The sequence below is a fragment of the Loigolactobacillus iwatensis genome, assembly GCF_003950295.1.
In the GTDB taxonomy this organism is placed as follows: Bacteria; Bacillota; Bacilli; order Lactobacillales; family Lactobacillaceae; genus Loigolactobacillus; species Loigolactobacillus iwatensis.
On sequence record NZ_RHNP01000052.1, the window covers coordinates 1 to 14,645 of the forward strand.

General features: G+C 41.1%; 16 protein-coding genes. 12 read left to right on the forward strand and 4 right to left on the reverse strand.

The window, feature by feature from the left end; all coding sequences use genetic code 11:
- Window positions 1–130: 130 nt before the first annotated feature.
- Both yjeM and EKM98_RS11040 read right to left on the reverse strand, forming a co-directional pair.
- Window positions 131–1,624, reverse strand: coding sequence for a glutamate/gamma-aminobutyrate family transporter YjeM (yjeM, locus tag EKM98_RS11035; protein WP_125982629.1), 1,494 nt, complete (start codon window positions 1,622–1,624; stop codon window positions 131–133).
- A gap of 186 nt (window positions 1,625–1,810) precedes the next feature.
- Entirely contained in the window at window positions 1,811–3,238 is a 1,428-nt protein-coding gene (locus EKM98_RS11040) for a C69 family dipeptidase (protein ID WP_125982630.1), read from the reverse strand.
- Window positions 3,239–3,479: 241 nt separating this feature from the next.
- On the opposite strand from EKM98_RS11040, the gene EKM98_RS11045 reads away from it, so the two are divergent.
- The 5 genes from EKM98_RS11045 (at window position 3,480) to EKM98_RS11060 (ending at window position 7,456) form a co-directional block, all read left to right on the forward strand.
- The gene (locus tag EKM98_RS11045; RefSeq protein WP_125982631.1) at window positions 3,480–4,367 is read left to right on the forward strand and encodes a YitT family protein; all 888 of its coding nucleotides are present in this window, start codon (window positions 3,480–3,482) and stop codon (window positions 4,365–4,367) included.
- 280 nt (window positions 4,368–4,647) lie between these two features.
- Window positions 4,648–4,833, forward strand: coding sequence for a 2-hydroxymuconate tautomerase (locus EKM98_RS11050; RefSeq protein WP_068223978.1), 186 nt, complete (start codon window positions 4,648–4,650; stop codon window positions 4,831–4,833).
- Between the two features lie 175 nt (window positions 4,834–5,008).
- Window positions 5,009–6,319, forward strand: coding sequence for a diaminopimelate decarboxylase (lysA, locus tag EKM98_RS11055; RefSeq protein ID WP_125982632.1), 1,311 nt, complete (start codon window positions 5,009–5,011; stop codon window positions 6,317–6,319).
- A gap of 353 nt (window positions 6,320–6,672) precedes the next feature.
- Window positions 6,673–6,834, forward strand: coding sequence for a DUF5993 family protein (locus tag EKM98_RS12125; RefSeq protein WP_156519989.1), 162 nt, complete (start codon window positions 6,673–6,675; stop codon window positions 6,832–6,834).
- A gap of 19 nt (window positions 6,835–6,853) precedes the next feature.
- On the forward strand, window positions 6,854–7,456 hold the full coding sequence (locus EKM98_RS11060; protein ID WP_125982633.1) for a disulfide bond formation protein B: 603 nt from the start codon (window positions 6,854–6,856) through the stop codon (window positions 7,454–7,456).
- Window positions 7,457–7,677: 221 nt separating this feature from the next.
- Here the strand turns inward: EKM98_RS11060 and EKM98_RS11065 are convergent, their stop codons facing one another.
- Window positions 7,678–7,869 carry a hypothetical protein gene (locus EKM98_RS11065; protein ID WP_125982634.1) on the reverse strand — a complete coding sequence of 64 codons (192 nt, stop codon included), beginning with the start codon at window positions 7,867–7,869 and terminating at the stop codon, window positions 7,678–7,680.
- A 623-nt stretch (window positions 7,870–8,492) separates the two neighbouring features.
- On the opposite strand from EKM98_RS11065, the gene EKM98_RS11070 reads away from it, so the two are divergent.
- The 3 genes from EKM98_RS11070 (at window position 8,493) to EKM98_RS11080 (ending at window position 10,493) form a co-directional block, all read left to right on the forward strand.
- Entirely contained in the window at window positions 8,493–9,215 is a 723-nt protein-coding gene (locus EKM98_RS11070) for an SDR family NAD(P)-dependent oxidoreductase (RefSeq protein ID WP_125982635.1), read from the forward strand.
- Between the two features lie 760 nt (window positions 9,216–9,975).
- Window positions 9,976–10,290 carry a bacteriocin immunity protein gene (locus EKM98_RS11075; RefSeq protein WP_125982636.1) on the forward strand — a complete coding sequence of 105 codons (315 nt, stop codon included), beginning with the start codon at window positions 9,976–9,978 and terminating at the stop codon, window positions 10,288–10,290.
- Between the two features lie 20 nt (window positions 10,291–10,310).
- The gene (locus tag EKM98_RS11080) at window positions 10,311–10,493 is read left to right on the forward strand and encodes a hypothetical protein (RefSeq protein WP_225418576.1); all 183 of its coding nucleotides are present in this window, start codon (window positions 10,311–10,313) and stop codon (window positions 10,491–10,493) included.
- 100 nt (window positions 10,494–10,593) lie between these two features.
- On the opposite strand, the gene EKM98_RS11085 is transcribed toward EKM98_RS11080, so the two are convergent.
- Window positions 10,594–12,300 (reverse strand): MFS transporter, encoded by a 1,707-nt coding sequence (locus EKM98_RS11085; RefSeq protein ID WP_125982637.1) that lies wholly within the window; start codon window positions 12,298–12,300, stop codon window positions 10,594–10,596.
- A 236-nt stretch (window positions 12,301–12,536) separates the two neighbouring features.
- Here EKM98_RS11085 and EKM98_RS11090 point away from each other — a divergent pair, with 236 nt between their 5' ends.
- From EKM98_RS11090 to EKM98_RS11105, 4 genes are all read left to right on the forward strand, one after another.
- Window positions 12,537–13,073 (forward strand): TetR-like C-terminal domain-containing protein, encoded by a 537-nt coding sequence (locus EKM98_RS11090; protein WP_125982641.1) that lies wholly within the window; start codon window positions 12,537–12,539, stop codon window positions 13,071–13,073.
- A gap of 146 nt (window positions 13,074–13,219) precedes the next feature.
- Window positions 13,220–13,411, forward strand: a complete 192-nt coding sequence (locus tag EKM98_RS11095; RefSeq protein ID WP_191980623.1) for a helix-turn-helix transcriptional regulator — start codon at window positions 13,220–13,222, stop codon at window positions 13,409–13,411.
- Between the two features lie 5 nt (window positions 13,412–13,416).
- A complete protein-coding gene (locus EKM98_RS11100; RefSeq protein WP_125982638.1) occupies window positions 13,417–13,890 on the forward strand; it encodes a DUF3278 domain-containing protein in 474 nt (157 codons plus the stop codon).
- Window positions 13,891–14,006: 116 nt separating this feature from the next.
- Window positions 14,007–14,537, forward strand: a complete 531-nt coding sequence (locus EKM98_RS11105; RefSeq protein ID WP_125982639.1) for a dihydrofolate reductase family protein — start codon at window positions 14,007–14,009, stop codon at window positions 14,535–14,537.
- Window positions 14,538–14,645: the final 108 nt, after the last annotated feature.

Sequence of the window (14,645 nt, forward strand, 5' to 3'; positions counted from 1 at the left end):
ATAAAAAAACAGCATTAGAAGTTGCCTAACTTCTAACGCTGTAAAATTGGCTATCAACAGGATTTGACAGAGAGCCGGAATTTAGCGGCCTTTTTATCAATATTTTTACGGTCATCTGGTCATACTTTTGTTAGTCTTTCGCGGTTTGACGGTGTTCATAGCGTGAATAAAGTAACCAGGCGATGAGGCCAAAGACGATTGGGCCGATAATAATTTCAAAAGCATCTAAGTATTGGCCTTCTAGAATTGGTTCCACAATCGTGAAAATAATCCCAAAGACTAGCACTAAATCAACGACAACGGTGATAAAGTTAGTCCAACCCTTACTCTTATAGATGACGAAAGGTCGTTCAAGATCAGTCCGTTTCTTAAAGAAGGGAAAGGCTGTGACTAGGAATAGATAGGGTAGCGTTGTTGAAACGTTGGCCATCTGGGTTAGGACGTTGTAGAAGACTTGGGCGTCCTTACCGCCGAAGGAAACAAGAAAAATAAGTACCGAGACAAAGGCGGCCTGGCACCACATTGCTCGTGCAGGCATGCCAGCCTTGTTAGTTTCCGCGAACCCTTTTGGCCAGAGTCCCTTAGGTGTACCTAAGACAAATGATTTTAGCGGTGAATAAATTAAAACGAAAAAGGCACCTAAGTAGCTAAAGAACATGGTGAAACCAGTAATCCGGGCAAACCAGGTTCCAATGACTAGCGCACTGGTGTGACTGAGATTCAGACTTTCACCAAGGAAGTAACCCAGATTTTGCATTAAGACGTAGGTGATGTTCCCCAGGTTAGTGGTTTTATTATTTAAAATCGAGTTCCAGTTGGCCGAAATTCCCCAAATAAAAATGGAAAGGGCGTAGCTGATAGTAATTAGAACGGTTGCGAAAATCAAACCTTTAGGAAAGTTTTTCGCTGGCTTATCCATACTATCAGTAACGCCACCCATGGTTTCCATGCCACCATAGGCAAAGACCGCGAAAACAACGAAGGATAGCATTCCAATTAAGGATTTATAGGCGGCGTTTGGTGACGAAACGAAAGTGTGAATGCCGTGAATTGGCTCAGCGAGATGAAAGCCATTTTTAATTAAAATAAACAAACTAACTAAGATAAAACCAACGTTCAAGATGGCAATCAAGGTACCACCGAAGGATGCAAATTGCGAAATTCGTTCAATCCCGTTAGTTGCTAGCGCCGTAATTAAAATGAAGAAAATGATCCCTAATAAACCAATTGTGGCGTTGGAGGTTAGCCCAAATAAGTGCCAGCTTTGGGTTTTGTCGCTACCGAAGATAAAGGTTGAAAAAGGAATCCAAACCTTAGAAGCGGTGGAAACCATCCAAATAATCCACGATGCCAGCCAGATAAAGGTACCGATAAAAGCTGGACGGGGGCCAATCGATTCAGCCAGCCAGGAATAAATGCCGCCGTGGGATTCTTTAAAGGTTGAGCCGTACTCGGCGAACATCAAGGATGAAGGTAAGAAAAAGCAGATTGCTGCAATAATGTACCAAATGATGCCGCCGTAGCCCATTAAGTAGTAAGCAACGGTGGTGTTAGCAAAGCCGAAGATGGAGCCAAAAATCATTAAAACTAAACCAACTAAGGTTATTTTCTTTTGAGTAGCCATTTATTTATATTCCCCTTATTAAGACCCAAACAATCAATGGTGCTGCGGTGTAACATGTGGTAAAAGGTGTTGCCATGCTTGACCTAGTCACGTTTTTAGTAAGTATTAAAAACTGCTTTTAGTGAATTACAGTTGGACTGCCATTTCACGAAGTTAACCCGGTCCAAAATAACCTTTTAGCACGCCTTACAAGTTTGCGTCGGTATTAAAATTCAGTGGTGATTGATCAGTTGCCTGCGTGATCAGCTTGGCTGTCAAGGCTTCAAATTCTTGACGAGCGTAGGCCCCGCGCTGGGCACTAGTTTTGGTTAAGTAGTCGGTTAGGGCAGTGCCAGTTAATGTAACTGCCTTTTGATCAGCTTCCTCTAACTGATGTAAAAGGTTGGCGTGAACTTCGTTTTGGACCGCCGCCAACTGTTCGTTAAACTGGTGATAATGGCTATCCACCAGTACGCCTAATAGCTTGTACGCCCAGTAATTTGACTGGGGATCATAGGTTGCGCCGCCAACTTTGTAGTCCGCCGGTGTATCACTAATCCCAGCGTAAAAAGGAACGTAACAACTTTCGGCAGCGACACCCATGGCCAACCAATGTAGACCACCAATGGCAGTCGGTAAATTTGGTCGCAGTTGGAGAATGTGGGACTCTTGTGTTTTAGCTAAACTGATTGGGCGAAATTTATGTTTATTCTTTGGTTTGCCCTGGCCAACTGGATCGTACTTGGTTCCCTGAAAATGAGAACTTAGAATCTGACTTAGCATTTCAACGGTAATTGGCCGTTCCGCTTGGCGAATAAATGGTAGCGCAAAGGACATTGGTTTTTGTTTGCTACTGGGGTTCAATAAACGCTGACCATACCAAACACGAGGGGTGTTGTAAATTAGGTCGGATTGACTTTGCGTACCAAATATTTCACAAAAGTTGAATGAAGTTCCCGTTTGCCATAAATGGTGCTGACTGGCGAACGTTTGAATGGCCGGGGAACTCATGAAATTAGCTGTGTCCGCGAAATCAACGACTTGAATACTCAGTTGGTTGGAAACAACCGCGTAAGAGTCATCGGGAATTCGCTGCGCAACCCAGTGGTGGCCGGAGCCGGATTCGAGGTACCAAACCTCCGCTTGATCCGCGAAAAGAATGCCATTGGTTTCACTGGTCCCATACTGACTGATCAGGTTGCCAAGTCGTTGAACGCCTTCACGAGCAGAGTGAACGTAGGGTAAAACGACGGTGACCATTGCTTCTTCGGCAATGCCAGTAGCGACTAGCGGATCGTAGCCTAAGACTTGGGCGTTGGCGTACGCACTTTCAGTGGCGCTCATTGCAACGCCGTATTCATTAATACCGTCTTCTTCAAAGAGACCAAATTTATCCGTCCATTCAGGCGTTGCCGTGTAGGCAGCACTTTCTTGTGGCAGGGTTAAGCTTAAACCAGTATCTTTGGAAACAAACTCAGTTCCCGCACTATTGTGGGCGTGTTTGACAAAATGCTTTGGCCAGGCAGCTTTACTGTCTTCATTACGACCAATCAAAGTTGAACCATCAGCACTGGCAGTCTTGCCCACAAGAACACTGGTACAGGCTGAGAAATTAGTTAATAAATTTTTTTGCATCAGCAAAACTTCTTTCTTCAATATATGCATTAAAGCGAATAAATAATGGGATAATTATAGCATAATTAGCTAACAATGATTTTTTATTCATAATAATCATAGCAAGATCTAATCAAATTTGTTAAATTAACGTTAGAACACTGTTTCTAGATGAGAATTAGCAAAGAAAACCATCATTTTAGCCTTTTTTACGGGTTGCTTAGGTAGAATAAGCTAAGAATTACTTAACAGGAGGCTATTCATGAATAAACTAACAAGTAACGAAACACTAAAAAAGGCCTTTTTCGTTCTTTTTGCCAGTATCTTAACGGCCTTGTCACTAAATATGTTTTTGATTCCAGCAAATGTGTTTAGTTCCGGGGTTAACGGGATTGCCCAATTGCTGGCAACTTTATTGGAACGTTTTATGCACATTCACATTGAAACTGGTTATTTTATTTTGCTGTTTAATATTCCAATTGGTTTATTGGGCTGGTTTAAAATCGGCCGCAGTTTTACTTTATATAGTATTTTGACGGCGTTACTTTCTTCCGTTCTTTCCGTTGTTTTGCCGGTTAAGGCGTTGTCGGCCAATCCGTTAATGAACGCCATTATTGGTGGTGCACTGGTTGGCCTTGCCATTGGCTACGCCTTGCGGGATGGTTTTTCAACTGGTGGGATGGATATTGTGGCCTTCGTACTGGCCAAAACAACCGGGAAAACAATTGGTAATTTAATGCTGGCGATTAACGGAATTATCGTACTTGTTGCTGGTTTAACGCTGAATTGGGCCAGCGCACTGTACACGATTATTTCGATTTACTGCACCTCACGAGTGGTGGATAACATCAACACCAGCCATTTAAAAGTGACGGCCATGATTGTCACCCAGCAAACGGACGCCGTGGTCAACGCTGTTCACGCACGACTTATTCGGGGAATCACGATTATTCCGGCCAAGGGTGCCTACTATAAAAAAGACAGCACGGTTTTGATGATCGTGATCACCCGTTATGAAATGTACGAAATTGAACAGGCCGTTCGTGACGCTGACGCCCACGCCTTCGTTAATTTCTTGAATACAAATGAAGTTATGGGTGTGTTTTTGGATGAAAGCCAACAGCCGAAACACGTTGTAAAAGGTGGCTAGGGAAGTGTTTGGAAAAACGTTTTCACTCTGTAATTGCAGCGTATTATTGGCCTCTTAATGCCGGTGAGTGGGCTAAGCTAAGCGGAAGTCAAAATTACGGCTAAGTGCAGAAGGTGGTTTGGTTCAAACATATTTAGATTAAATTAGGTGAAAAATGACATATAAATGTAATTTTGAAACCTAGTCTAGAAATAGTTTAACCACCGCTCACTTCTTTTTGCCAAGGCCGGAGACATTCGGTATAATAAGGCTAATTCATTAGACTAGGGAGTGTTTAATTATGCCACTTGTTCACATTGATTTACTTGAAGGCCGGACACCGGAGCAGCTTAAAAAAATGGCCGCCGACGTCACAACTGCCATTGCTAAGGATGCAAACGTTCCTGCCGATGATATTCACATTGTGCTAAATGAAATGAAGCACGATCATTATTTTGTTGCGGGAAAAGAAAAGGGACAGAAGTAATTTGCGGCAAAAATGGAGACTGGAACAAAGTTAATTTTTTGTTTCCAGTCTTTACTTTATTCTAAATATGATCGCTGTATCGTGCGGCAAAGGGCGAATTATTCTGTTTGGAATTTAAGCGCCAGTTTGGCCCACTTTTTTAAAATTTAGTTTGATTTTGGATGGAGTGAATACATTGAGTTATTATCATTACGGAACTACGCGGACGAACGCCGCCGGCCATTTGGAAATTGGTGGCGTCGACACTTTGGCCCTTGCTAAAGATTATGGGACGCCACTGTTTGTGTATGACACGGCCTTAATTAAAGAGCGAATTCAACAATTTAAAGAAGTTTTCGAAACGGCTGGTGTTGCTTATAAGGTAACTTATGCCAGCAAGGCCTTCACCGCAATCGCCATGTACCAGCTGTTGGCCCAGGCTGGCGTTGGCTGTGACGTTGTTTCTGGTGGGGAAATCTATACTGCCAATCAGGCTGGCTTCAACATGGCCGACGTTTCTTTTCACGGTAATAATAAATCTGCCGCCGAGCTCGAATTGGCCCTAGAAACGGGTGTCGGCACGATTGTTTTAGACAATTTTCACGAAATTGATTTATTAAATAATTTGCTTGAAGAGCGGCAGCAGCAAGTCAACGTGTTACTGCGGGTTTCTCCTGGAATTTCGGCCCACACCCATGAATACATTATGACTGGTCAGGAAGATTCTAAATTTGGATTTGATTTGAAGAGCGGCCAGGCAACAGCGGCTTTTGAAAAAGTACGCCAGTTGACCACAATGAAGTTGTTAGGTGTTCACTGTCACATTGGCTCGCAGATTTTTGAAACGAAGGGCTTTGAAATGGCTGCTGGAGCGATGGTTGACCTATTAAATACTTGGAAACAAAAGGACGGTTTTCAGGCCGCTGTACTGAATTTAGGCGGGGGCTTTGGTGTTCGCTATACCGCGGAAGACCACCCGTTGGCGCCGCAGGACTACGTTAAGGACATTGTCGCGGTCGTTAAAAAATTAACCAGTTCGGCCGGCTTGAAACTACCCGCAATTTGGATTGAACCTGGGCGCTCAATGGTGGCCGAGGCGGGAACGACTTTATACACCGTTGGCTCCCGTAAAGATTTGGCTGGTATTCGTAGTTACTTAGCTTTAGATGGCGGCATGGGTGATAATATTCGACCAGCGCTTTACCAAGCAAAATACGATGCTGTTTTGGCCAGTGACCCTGATGGCGCAGCGACCCAAACTGTTTCGTTAGCGGGTAAATACTGTGAATCCGGCGACATGTTGGCTTGGGATCAGCAGTTACCGGCGACGCAGCCTGGCGATGTGGTGGCCATGTTCACCACGGGTGCGTACGGCTATTCTATGGCCAGCAACTACAACCGAAATCCGCGGCCAGCCGTTGTTTTCGTGGAAAATGGTCACGCCCAATTAGTTGTGAAACGAGAAAGTTTTGCGGATTTAGTGCATTTAGATTTACCGTTGGAATAGTGACGGAGTGGCTTAAAAAGCGATTTGATTTTGAATATTAGCTACATTTGAACATTAACTGAAAAAGCGACATTATTCTAGCAATGCAGGATAATATCGCTTTTTTTAGTGACCAAAGAACAAGAAACTGCTGGTTTAAAGTGAATTCTTTTTCAGTTTTCAAAACAGGCACAAATCTAAAAATGGTTTCAAATAAGATTAAAGTGATCTTTTAATTACTTTTTACTCAGACTAATATCACCACTTTCTTATTAATAGTGATTTATCTAACGTGAATCTAACACTGTGTTTACAGCTATCTGTCGATTAGTTATGCTTTGATTGTGATAAAAAATACAAAAGGAGTGAGTGAATTGGACATTATTATATTATTTATTATTGCGTATTTATACTATTTGTTGGCGATTAAACAAGATACCTCCAACAAAATCTTGGTCTTATTCGGCGTTGTGCTAGTACTTTGTATGATCCTATTCAAATTGCACGCCACTAGTAGTTTACCAATCAGTCTATAGTTAGGGGGGAAAACAAAACATGGAACAAAAAGCAAAGCGTAATGAGGAATTATGGGGCTCCTTAGGTTTTTGGCTGGCGATTGGCTTCGTTGGCGCCTATATTTTAGTTTTATTGGGAAGCATGTCGGCGCAATTTATTAATCATGATCTACCTTGTCCGTTATGTGTGTTGCAGCGGGAGTCAATGATTATGACGGCAGTTGGCCCGGCATACATTATTACGGCCAGCCTAAAACATGAGTTAACAATTGAAAAATTTGCCCGGGGTTACGGGATGGCGCTTGTTTTTGCGGTCTTTGGAATGGTAGCAGCGGCCCGACAAACCTTACTACATATTGGGCCCCACGACCCTGGCTATGGTCCTGGTTTTTTGGGTGTTCATTTTTACACGTGGTCACTGCTTACTTTTATTGTTGTCGTTGTCTTTTGTGGGTTTAACTTAATTTTTGCTAAACAGTTGGCACCAGGGAAGAATTTAATCTTACCAATTTTTGGCAATATTATTGTTAAAGTAATGTTTGTGTTAGTGGTTGTCATGTTTATTGCAATGATTTTTCAAGAAGGGTTTAACTTCTTGTTACCGGATGATCCAGTTAAATATCAGCTGTTCGATTTATTCTAGATTGGCGGAATAGTACCAGATACTATAAGCAATCTGAATGACTTAAATAAAAATCTGGTTAAATGGCTTCTATAATGAAGTTATTTAACCAGATTTTTTAGATAGTTATTGGTTTGACTGTGAAGTGATTAATACCGGTGGGTTAAAATTTAACTTAGGGGTGATTGGAAAAGCGTCCCGTTAGGTCAAAGTAATCTGAAAAAGACTTACGAAAATAATTTTCAAACCCAATTTAGATGGCCTGAACAGTGACTGACCACAAAATTAATTGGCCGGAATAATCGAAAGATCGTTGATATCACAATAATCCCGTTCACAAAGAAAATGTAGTCCTCATTAACTTCTGGCAGGGTACCGACTAAGAGAACCTTGGTTTGGTCATCGACATCAAGAATCAGTTGATAAGTTTGCATGTCTGTAACTCCTTTCTCTTTTATCAAACCAAATTATCAGTTAAAATGCAAGCGCTTTCTAAAAATAGTTAACTTATTTTATTACCTTAATTGTTGGTGGTAAGACGAGTTAGTTTGAAATTAAATTTATTGATATTGATTTGGATTGGTGCTGCGGTTGCTGCTATTTTTAGGGATTAAGGGCGTAAAAGTTGGTATTTTAGTGTCTAAAAATTTATGGTGCCTTAAATCTAATTGATTAAAATCGGTATAGGCAGTTATTGGTCCATTATATTAGAAGTAAAAACAATAACGCTGATTGAACCGATGATCAGTAGAACAAGGATGGGGTTTGGCCAACGGAGCTTTTGATTTAATTTATCCGGCCGGTGATTTTTCGTTGAATAAAAATTGGTTCGTGCACTAGTGTTGCTTGTGCTTAAATTTTAATTTGGCTTTTATGGTGGCATCTCCTTTATTTTAAATATTAATGGTAGCGGAAAATCTAAAACCAGAATTCAAATTATGCTTTTATTGTTCGATTGGGTTGAACGATTTTGATTGACAAGTTAAATTAGTTGCCTATACTTTTAATTGATATAGTTGTATTTACAATACTAAATTATTTAAGGAGTGAAAATCTAATGAAAAAAGCACTAGTTACCGGCGCAAATAAAGGAATTGGTTTTGAAATTGCGAAACAGTTAGGCAATAATGGTTATTTTGTTTTAGTTGGTGCTCGTAATGTTCAACGAGGTAAGGCTGCCGTTGACCGTTTGCTGGCGAGTGGCTTGGCCGCCGACCAGGTTGAATTACTGCCACTAGATATTGCAAGTGAAACTTCGCGGAAGCAGGCAAGGGATGTTATACAGGCCAAGCACGCCGATTTGAGTTTATTAGTGAATAACGCTGGGGCTGCAGGGGATATGAAGCCGGCACTGGAGACTTCCGCGGCAGAAATTCAGGCTTTATTGGACGTTAATTTATTTGGCACGTTTGAATTCACTAAATTAATGGTGCCAATATTAGAAGCAAATGATGGTCGAATTGCCGATATCACAGGGCCATTTCAAGCGGCATTACAGTTCAGTCCAGCGGCCTATTCAATTTCTAAGGTCGCCTTAAACGCTTCAATTTTGAATTTAGCGGCTAATTTTGAAAATAACAAGATGGCACTTGAAATTTTTGGGATTTTTCCTGGTGGCGTGACCACTGATTTAAATGATAATCGCAAGAGTTCATTTATGAAGACGGCCGAACAAGCCGGTAAGGAGATTACGGCGCTGTTGTTAGATAAGGAAAAACATAATGGTGAAATCTTAACAACTGATAAGAAGGTAATCGGCCAACTGCAGCGATTAAATTAGTTCAAGTGATAATAAAAAAGTTACTTTAACTATACTATCAAAACAACAGCTCAAAACCAAACGCACGACAAAAAAAACACTGCCTGCAAGGACGGTGTTTTTTCAGTGCAAAGAATTAAGTTATAATCACTTAGAAAATTTATGAATTTAAAATTAAATTGCCAATCCTTTGCGGAGAATATGTATTACCGGCAAAAAATAGTTTGGCTTTTGCAAACACTGTCAATGGGAATAGTGTTTGAACTCCTATTTGGAATTCGTTTGCCAGTCACAACTATTGGTTAGACAGTGGTAGCAACTTCAATTTTAGGTAAAATCATGGTGAAAAATGTTCTTTTAAGTATTATCTGAGGTGCCAAAGGATAGTTAACCAAATAAAATTGCTAAGTAACGGGCCGTGTGCCACAGTTGCTTAGCAATTATTTTCCAAAAGCTTTTCCAAGTAGGCCACCAATGCAGGGAATTAGTCCAATTAGTAGCACAAGTATTGCAAAATCTGATTTCATTAGCAGGCCAATCATAATGATTAATAGGCCGATAACTGTAAATTGTGCTCCGTAATTTTTAAAAACACGCAAAAAATCATCTCTCTAGTAAAATAGTACAAATAAGTCTCAATTTAGAAACATTATTCAGTATACCAAAAAATTGTAATAAGTTCAGTGTTAATTGACGATTTTTAATATCCATGATATTTTGAAGGTGGCCACAAAATTCCAGTTGGCCGTTGGAGTAATTTTGAATATTGGAGGACTTTTAGGTGAAGCAGGATAAAGAAAAGGCCAAACAAATTGTTCATGAGTTATATAATGATTTACAAACTAATTCGGCGCCGGGAATCGCCGATGTTAGTGAGGTCTTGTTGCGAGTTTATTCGAAAACCGATCGGCTTAAGGATCTGGCGCCAACGTATAATCGCTTGGTGACTTATATTTATTTTACCGGTAAAGTTAATCGTTTTGTTTTGACCCAGCGGCAAGAAACGCTTGTTGCAAAACTGGCAACCATCGGTAATTCGGCCGGTGTGCGTGGTGCTGCCTATGGGTCAGATTACGGTGATAAATTACAATTCTAAGGAAAAAGGAGAACTTCTTTATGATGATTGGCGGAAATTTACCAATTGGTACCAAGGACGCAATTTTGGCGGTTGCTGTTTTGACGATTTTAGTGGTTACTGTTGTTTTTAAACAATCGGTCGGCGAATTTGTTACTGAAGAAATTGCTGTTTGTGTGGCGTTTCTTGGCGGTACTTTAAAACGGGATAAACGATTGAGGTAGCAGTCAAACTGGATTAAAAAAACTAATTCTTAAGGGCCATTCTAAGCCTCAAGGAATTAGTTTTTTCTTCTTTGGATTTCTCGATTCATTGTGTTGGCGGCTAGCTTTGGTCCCAGTATTCCTTGCGCCGGTAAAATAATAGACTGCTTAAACCGGCAAGCATAATAAACGGTAGCGCATGTTGGTAAGGACGAATAAAGGCCTGGGTTACTTGGTGCTTCGTTGTTACTTGAATTGTGTGCGCCGCTTTGGCCATGCTGTCATTGTCTTGTTTAACCTGTTGTTTAACTTTTTTGGCAACTTTTGTGTAAATGGCCCGTTGAGCGACTGCTGGAATAGTTTGTTGGTTTAACCTATTTAGGGTCCTTTGGTAATTTTTTTGAATAAGTTGTTTTTGTTGGCTGGAACTAATGTAGTGCCGTTTAGGTTGTTTTTGTTGCGCGTTACTGGCCTCAATTTGCTGTGTGGCCTGGCGCGTCATTTTGATTTTGGCCGTTTTGGAAATGTTCAGTGTTGAAATTTGGGCGGTGGCGGCCTTCACTGAAGTTGTTTTGGCTGTATTAAGGTTAGCGGTTAGGGCCGAAACAAAAATAGCAACTGCTAAAACCGAACCAATTTGGCGAAAGAGGCCCAGGACACTTTGGGAGGCGGTCAATAATTCGCCGGTAAAATCGGCAGCGCCTAAAACGACAATCGGTCCTGCGATAATACCGTAGCCGGCACCAATCAAAAGACAGGCTACGAAAATTTGCCAGTATTGATTTGGATCCATCATGGCCAGAACAAGGTAGCCTAAGATCATTAAAATAAAGCCACTTGCAACCATTATTCGGGGGCCAATTTTGTTAATGATAAAACCGCTGATCGGCGAAAAAATAAAAATCATCACCGAGGCCGGTGTAATCATTAAGGCCGCCGTTAGCTCGGATTTACCTTGAACCTTGGTGAAAAAGGTTGGTAAAATGACCAAAACGGCAACTAAGAAAATGCCACTTAAAACAACGGCTAGAACGGCACCAGTAAATTGCCGATTCCGAAAAAGCTCTAATGGTACCATTGGCTCTTTAACGTGCTGCTCAACCAGTAGAAATAAAATGAGGGCGAGTAGGCTGGTACCAAGTAGGACAATAATGGCAAAGCTTGACCAGCCCCAGGCACTGCCTTTGATTAAAGCCAGCGTAAGGGAAAAAAGTAGGATCATCGATAACAGCATGCCCGGAAAATCAATTTGAGCATTGCTGTGCGGTTCATGTTTAAACGTTAATAGTGTGGCACATAAAATAAGGGCTAAAATAATCAACGGAATATTAATGAAAAAGACCCAGCGCCAACCTAAGTATTGGGTCACAATACCGCCAACCGTGGGACCAAGCGCTGCGGCCAATCCTTGCGTTACACCCAGGGTTGCAACGACGCCAGTTCGGTGGGAGAGATCCGTTGTGGAAATACCAATCGTCATGCTGGCCGGGAAAATAATCGCAGCACCTAGGCTTTGCACACAACGACCAATAATTAAGTTTGCTGCGTCATTGGCAAATCCAGAAAGTGCTGAACCGGTAATAAAAATAAGTAAGCCACTAATGTAGACCTTGTTTCGGCCTAAAATATCGGCTAGACGTCCTAACGGGATCGTAAAGACGGCAAAGGTAATTGTGTAAACATTGAGTGCCCAGGAAAGTTGTTCCAAATTAACGTTTAGGCCAGTTTGAATTGCTGGTAACGCAATGTTCATAACAGTTGTGTCTAACATACACAGAAAAATACCAATGGCCATCGCAAAAACGGTCAATTTTGCTTTAAAGTTCATATTGTGATGAACCTCCTTCATTATTAAAAAATCAGCAATTGAAGAGTGCCCGGAATTCTTTTCCTAACTAATTTGGTCCTAATGTGCCTGAAAGCTGGTTCCCGGTACTTTTTAGGCTACGTTAGGTGTGGCCAAACTTAATTTGTGGCACCTCTAATCATTGCTGGTTTGTAGAATAACATCGGTGTATAGTTAATTTAAATACATTGATTACAAAAGGGGCTAATTTGTCAACTATGACGCCTAAAGAATTGAAAAATAAAAAATTACTTGATAGCTTTAACGCGTTAATTGGGCTGCTCAAAGAGAAAAAGTTAACGGCCATTTCAGTGACTGAGCTTTGTGCAACGGCTCAGGTTTCCCGGACCTATTATTACCATAACTTCAGCTCGTTTGCGGACATTATTAGTCAATATGAAATTTTGAGTATTATTCAATATATGCGCGGTTTGCCGAATAAAATCCATTTAACGGTAACAACGATGATTACCCATTATTTTCAACTGGCAGCAAATGCGGCGGACGCCCAACTGGTGTTAATTAATAACGACAAGGGGTCTGCTTTGATCAATGCCTTTACGACGGCGTACCTTTACTTATTAAAAAATGACATTATCTTAAAAAGTGGTTATAAACGACTTGGCCAAAAATATTGGGCCGAATTTATGGCAGGCGCTGTTATCAATATGTCGGTTCGTTGGTTGCAAGAAGGAATGCCGGAAACACCAGAATATATGGGCAAATTAGTGGCTTCGTTTGTTCAGGCAAAATAGAATCGTAATATCTCAAAGTTTTGATTTCGGCCGGATTTAAAAGTAATGTGCCCGTTTATTACCAACTATATTCATAAAAGTCATATATAATTGACATTGGCCTTGATTGTCAGATATAATGTACTTAAATGAAGGAGATGGCCTGGGTGGCACCGAATCGAGTACGCTACTACCGTAGAAAAAAAGAGTTAACACAGCTTACTTTGGCACGGGCAATCGGGGTTTCACGACAAACAATTAATTTGATTGAAAATGACAAGTATAATCCGTCATTAGATTTGATTATTAAGTTGGCTAAGGTGTTAGGGACGGACTTGAATTCACTATTTTGGGGGTAATTAGTATGCGTAAGCGCCTGTATCAGTGGTTTGTTGGGGTATCTGAAGAACGAGATGAACGGCAATTAAGTGAACTTCACCGGATGATGGCAGATTGTTTGTTGGGCATTTACATAATTAATCTCGTTTACTTAGGAGCGCGTTGTATATATATTGTTGTCAACCAAACTTCATTTCCACTAGATTTGGTGGCAATTTTAATATTAACGTTGGCTATCTCAGGTTACATGGGGTTTCAGATTATTTATCATCGCTTGGATGAAGTGGATGTTCAAAATCATGATCAGCTAAAAGTTAAACGCCATAGGTTACTACTTAAAAGTGGTTGTCAGGCTGGCTATTTTGCGCTCGGTTTATTTGGCCTAGATGTTTTTTTTGGTAGTTCAATTAATGGCCACATGATCTTTGGTCACATAATCGGTGGGATCATCTTTGGTTTTATGATGTACATAATAGGTCGTTGGCGTTATCGATTGTAGAGTGAAAAGAACTTAGTGTAGTTTAATTAGATAATATCCGTTTTGCGTAGTTGCGTTTTCTTGTAGGCCTCTAAATTAATTGCTAAGCTAAACGGATCAACTCAGGAGGTGGCGGCATGCGGCAAGTTCAATTTTACGGTGCGATTTCGCTTGATGGTTATCTAGCGACTAGGGAAAATGAGATGCAGTGGTTATTTGATACCAAGGGCGGCGAGAGTGCCAATACTGCTGAATTTATGGTTCAGGTTGATACGACAATTATGGGACGCAAAACTTATGCTGTTACTAAGAAATTAATGAATAACGCACCTTTATTTCCGGATAAAACCAATTACGTTTTATCGCGAACACGACAGGGTAAGGAAACTGATGCCATTTATACTCGCAAGTCACCAGTCACATTAGTGCAACAATTACGCCAACGAGCCGGCGCTAATATTTGGATTGTCGGCGGTGGTCAGATCGTGGCTGACTTGGTGGCGGCCGATTTGATTGATGCATGGTGGATTCAAGTTGCGCCGGTATTATTAAGGGACGGCATTCGCTTCTTTCCAAAGGGTGATTACGCAACTCGCCTGGACGTAGTGGCAGTAAAACAGTATGACCAGTTGATGGAGTTACAATTGCGGCGTAGAAGCAGGCCGTAAGTGAATAACTGATTACTAAAAATATTAGGCCAACAAAACAATCTAAGATTAGTTCCGGTAAGAACTGGTGAGTTTTCCAGTTCTTACCGGATTTTTCTTTTTGTCCGT

What these genes read in the sequence shown, in the direction of transcription:
- yjeM (WP_125982629.1), bottom strand. Translation starts at nt 1,624, where the DNA reads ATGGCTACTCAAAAGAAAATAACCTTAGTTGGTTTAGTTTTAATGATT.
- EKM98_RS11040 (WP_125982630.1), bottom strand. Translation starts at nt 3,238, where the DNA reads ATGCAAAAAAATTTATTAACTAATTTCTCAGCCTGTACCAGTGTTCTT.
- EKM98_RS11045 (WP_125982631.1), top strand. Translation starts at nt 3,480, where the DNA reads ATGAATAAACTAACAAGTAACGAAACACTAAAAAAGGCCTTTTTCGTT.
- EKM98_RS11050 (WP_068223978.1), top strand. Translation starts at nt 4,648, where the DNA reads ATGCCACTTGTTCACATTGATTTACTTGAAGGCCGGACACCGGAGCAG.
- EKM98_RS11060 (WP_125982633.1), top strand. Translation starts at nt 6,854, where the DNA reads ATGGAACAAAAAGCAAAGCGTAATGAGGAATTATGGGGCTCCTTAGGT.
- EKM98_RS11065 (WP_125982634.1), bottom strand. Translation starts at nt 7,869, where the DNA reads ATGCAAACTTATCAACTGATTCTTGATGTCGATGACCAAACCAAGGTT.
- EKM98_RS11070 (WP_125982635.1), top strand. Translation starts at nt 8,493, where the DNA reads ATGAAAAAAGCACTAGTTACCGGCGCAAATAAAGGAATTGGTTTTGAA.
- EKM98_RS11080 (WP_225418576.1), top strand. Translation starts at nt 10,311, where the DNA reads ATGATGATTGGCGGAAATTTACCAATTGGTACCAAGGACGCAATTTTG.
- EKM98_RS11085 (WP_125982637.1), bottom strand. Translation starts at nt 12,300, where the DNA reads ATGAACTTTAAAGCAAAATTGACCGTTTTTGCGATGGCCATTGGTATT.
- EKM98_RS11090 (WP_125982641.1), top strand. Translation starts at nt 12,537, where the DNA reads ATGACGCCTAAAGAATTGAAAAATAAAAAATTACTTGATAGCTTTAAC.
- EKM98_RS11100 (WP_125982638.1), top strand. Translation starts at nt 13,417, where the DNA reads ATGCGTAAGCGCCTGTATCAGTGGTTTGTTGGGGTATCTGAAGAACGA.
- EKM98_RS11105 (WP_125982639.1), top strand. Translation starts at nt 14,007, where the DNA reads ATGCGGCAAGTTCAATTTTACGGTGCGATTTCGCTTGATGGTTATCTA.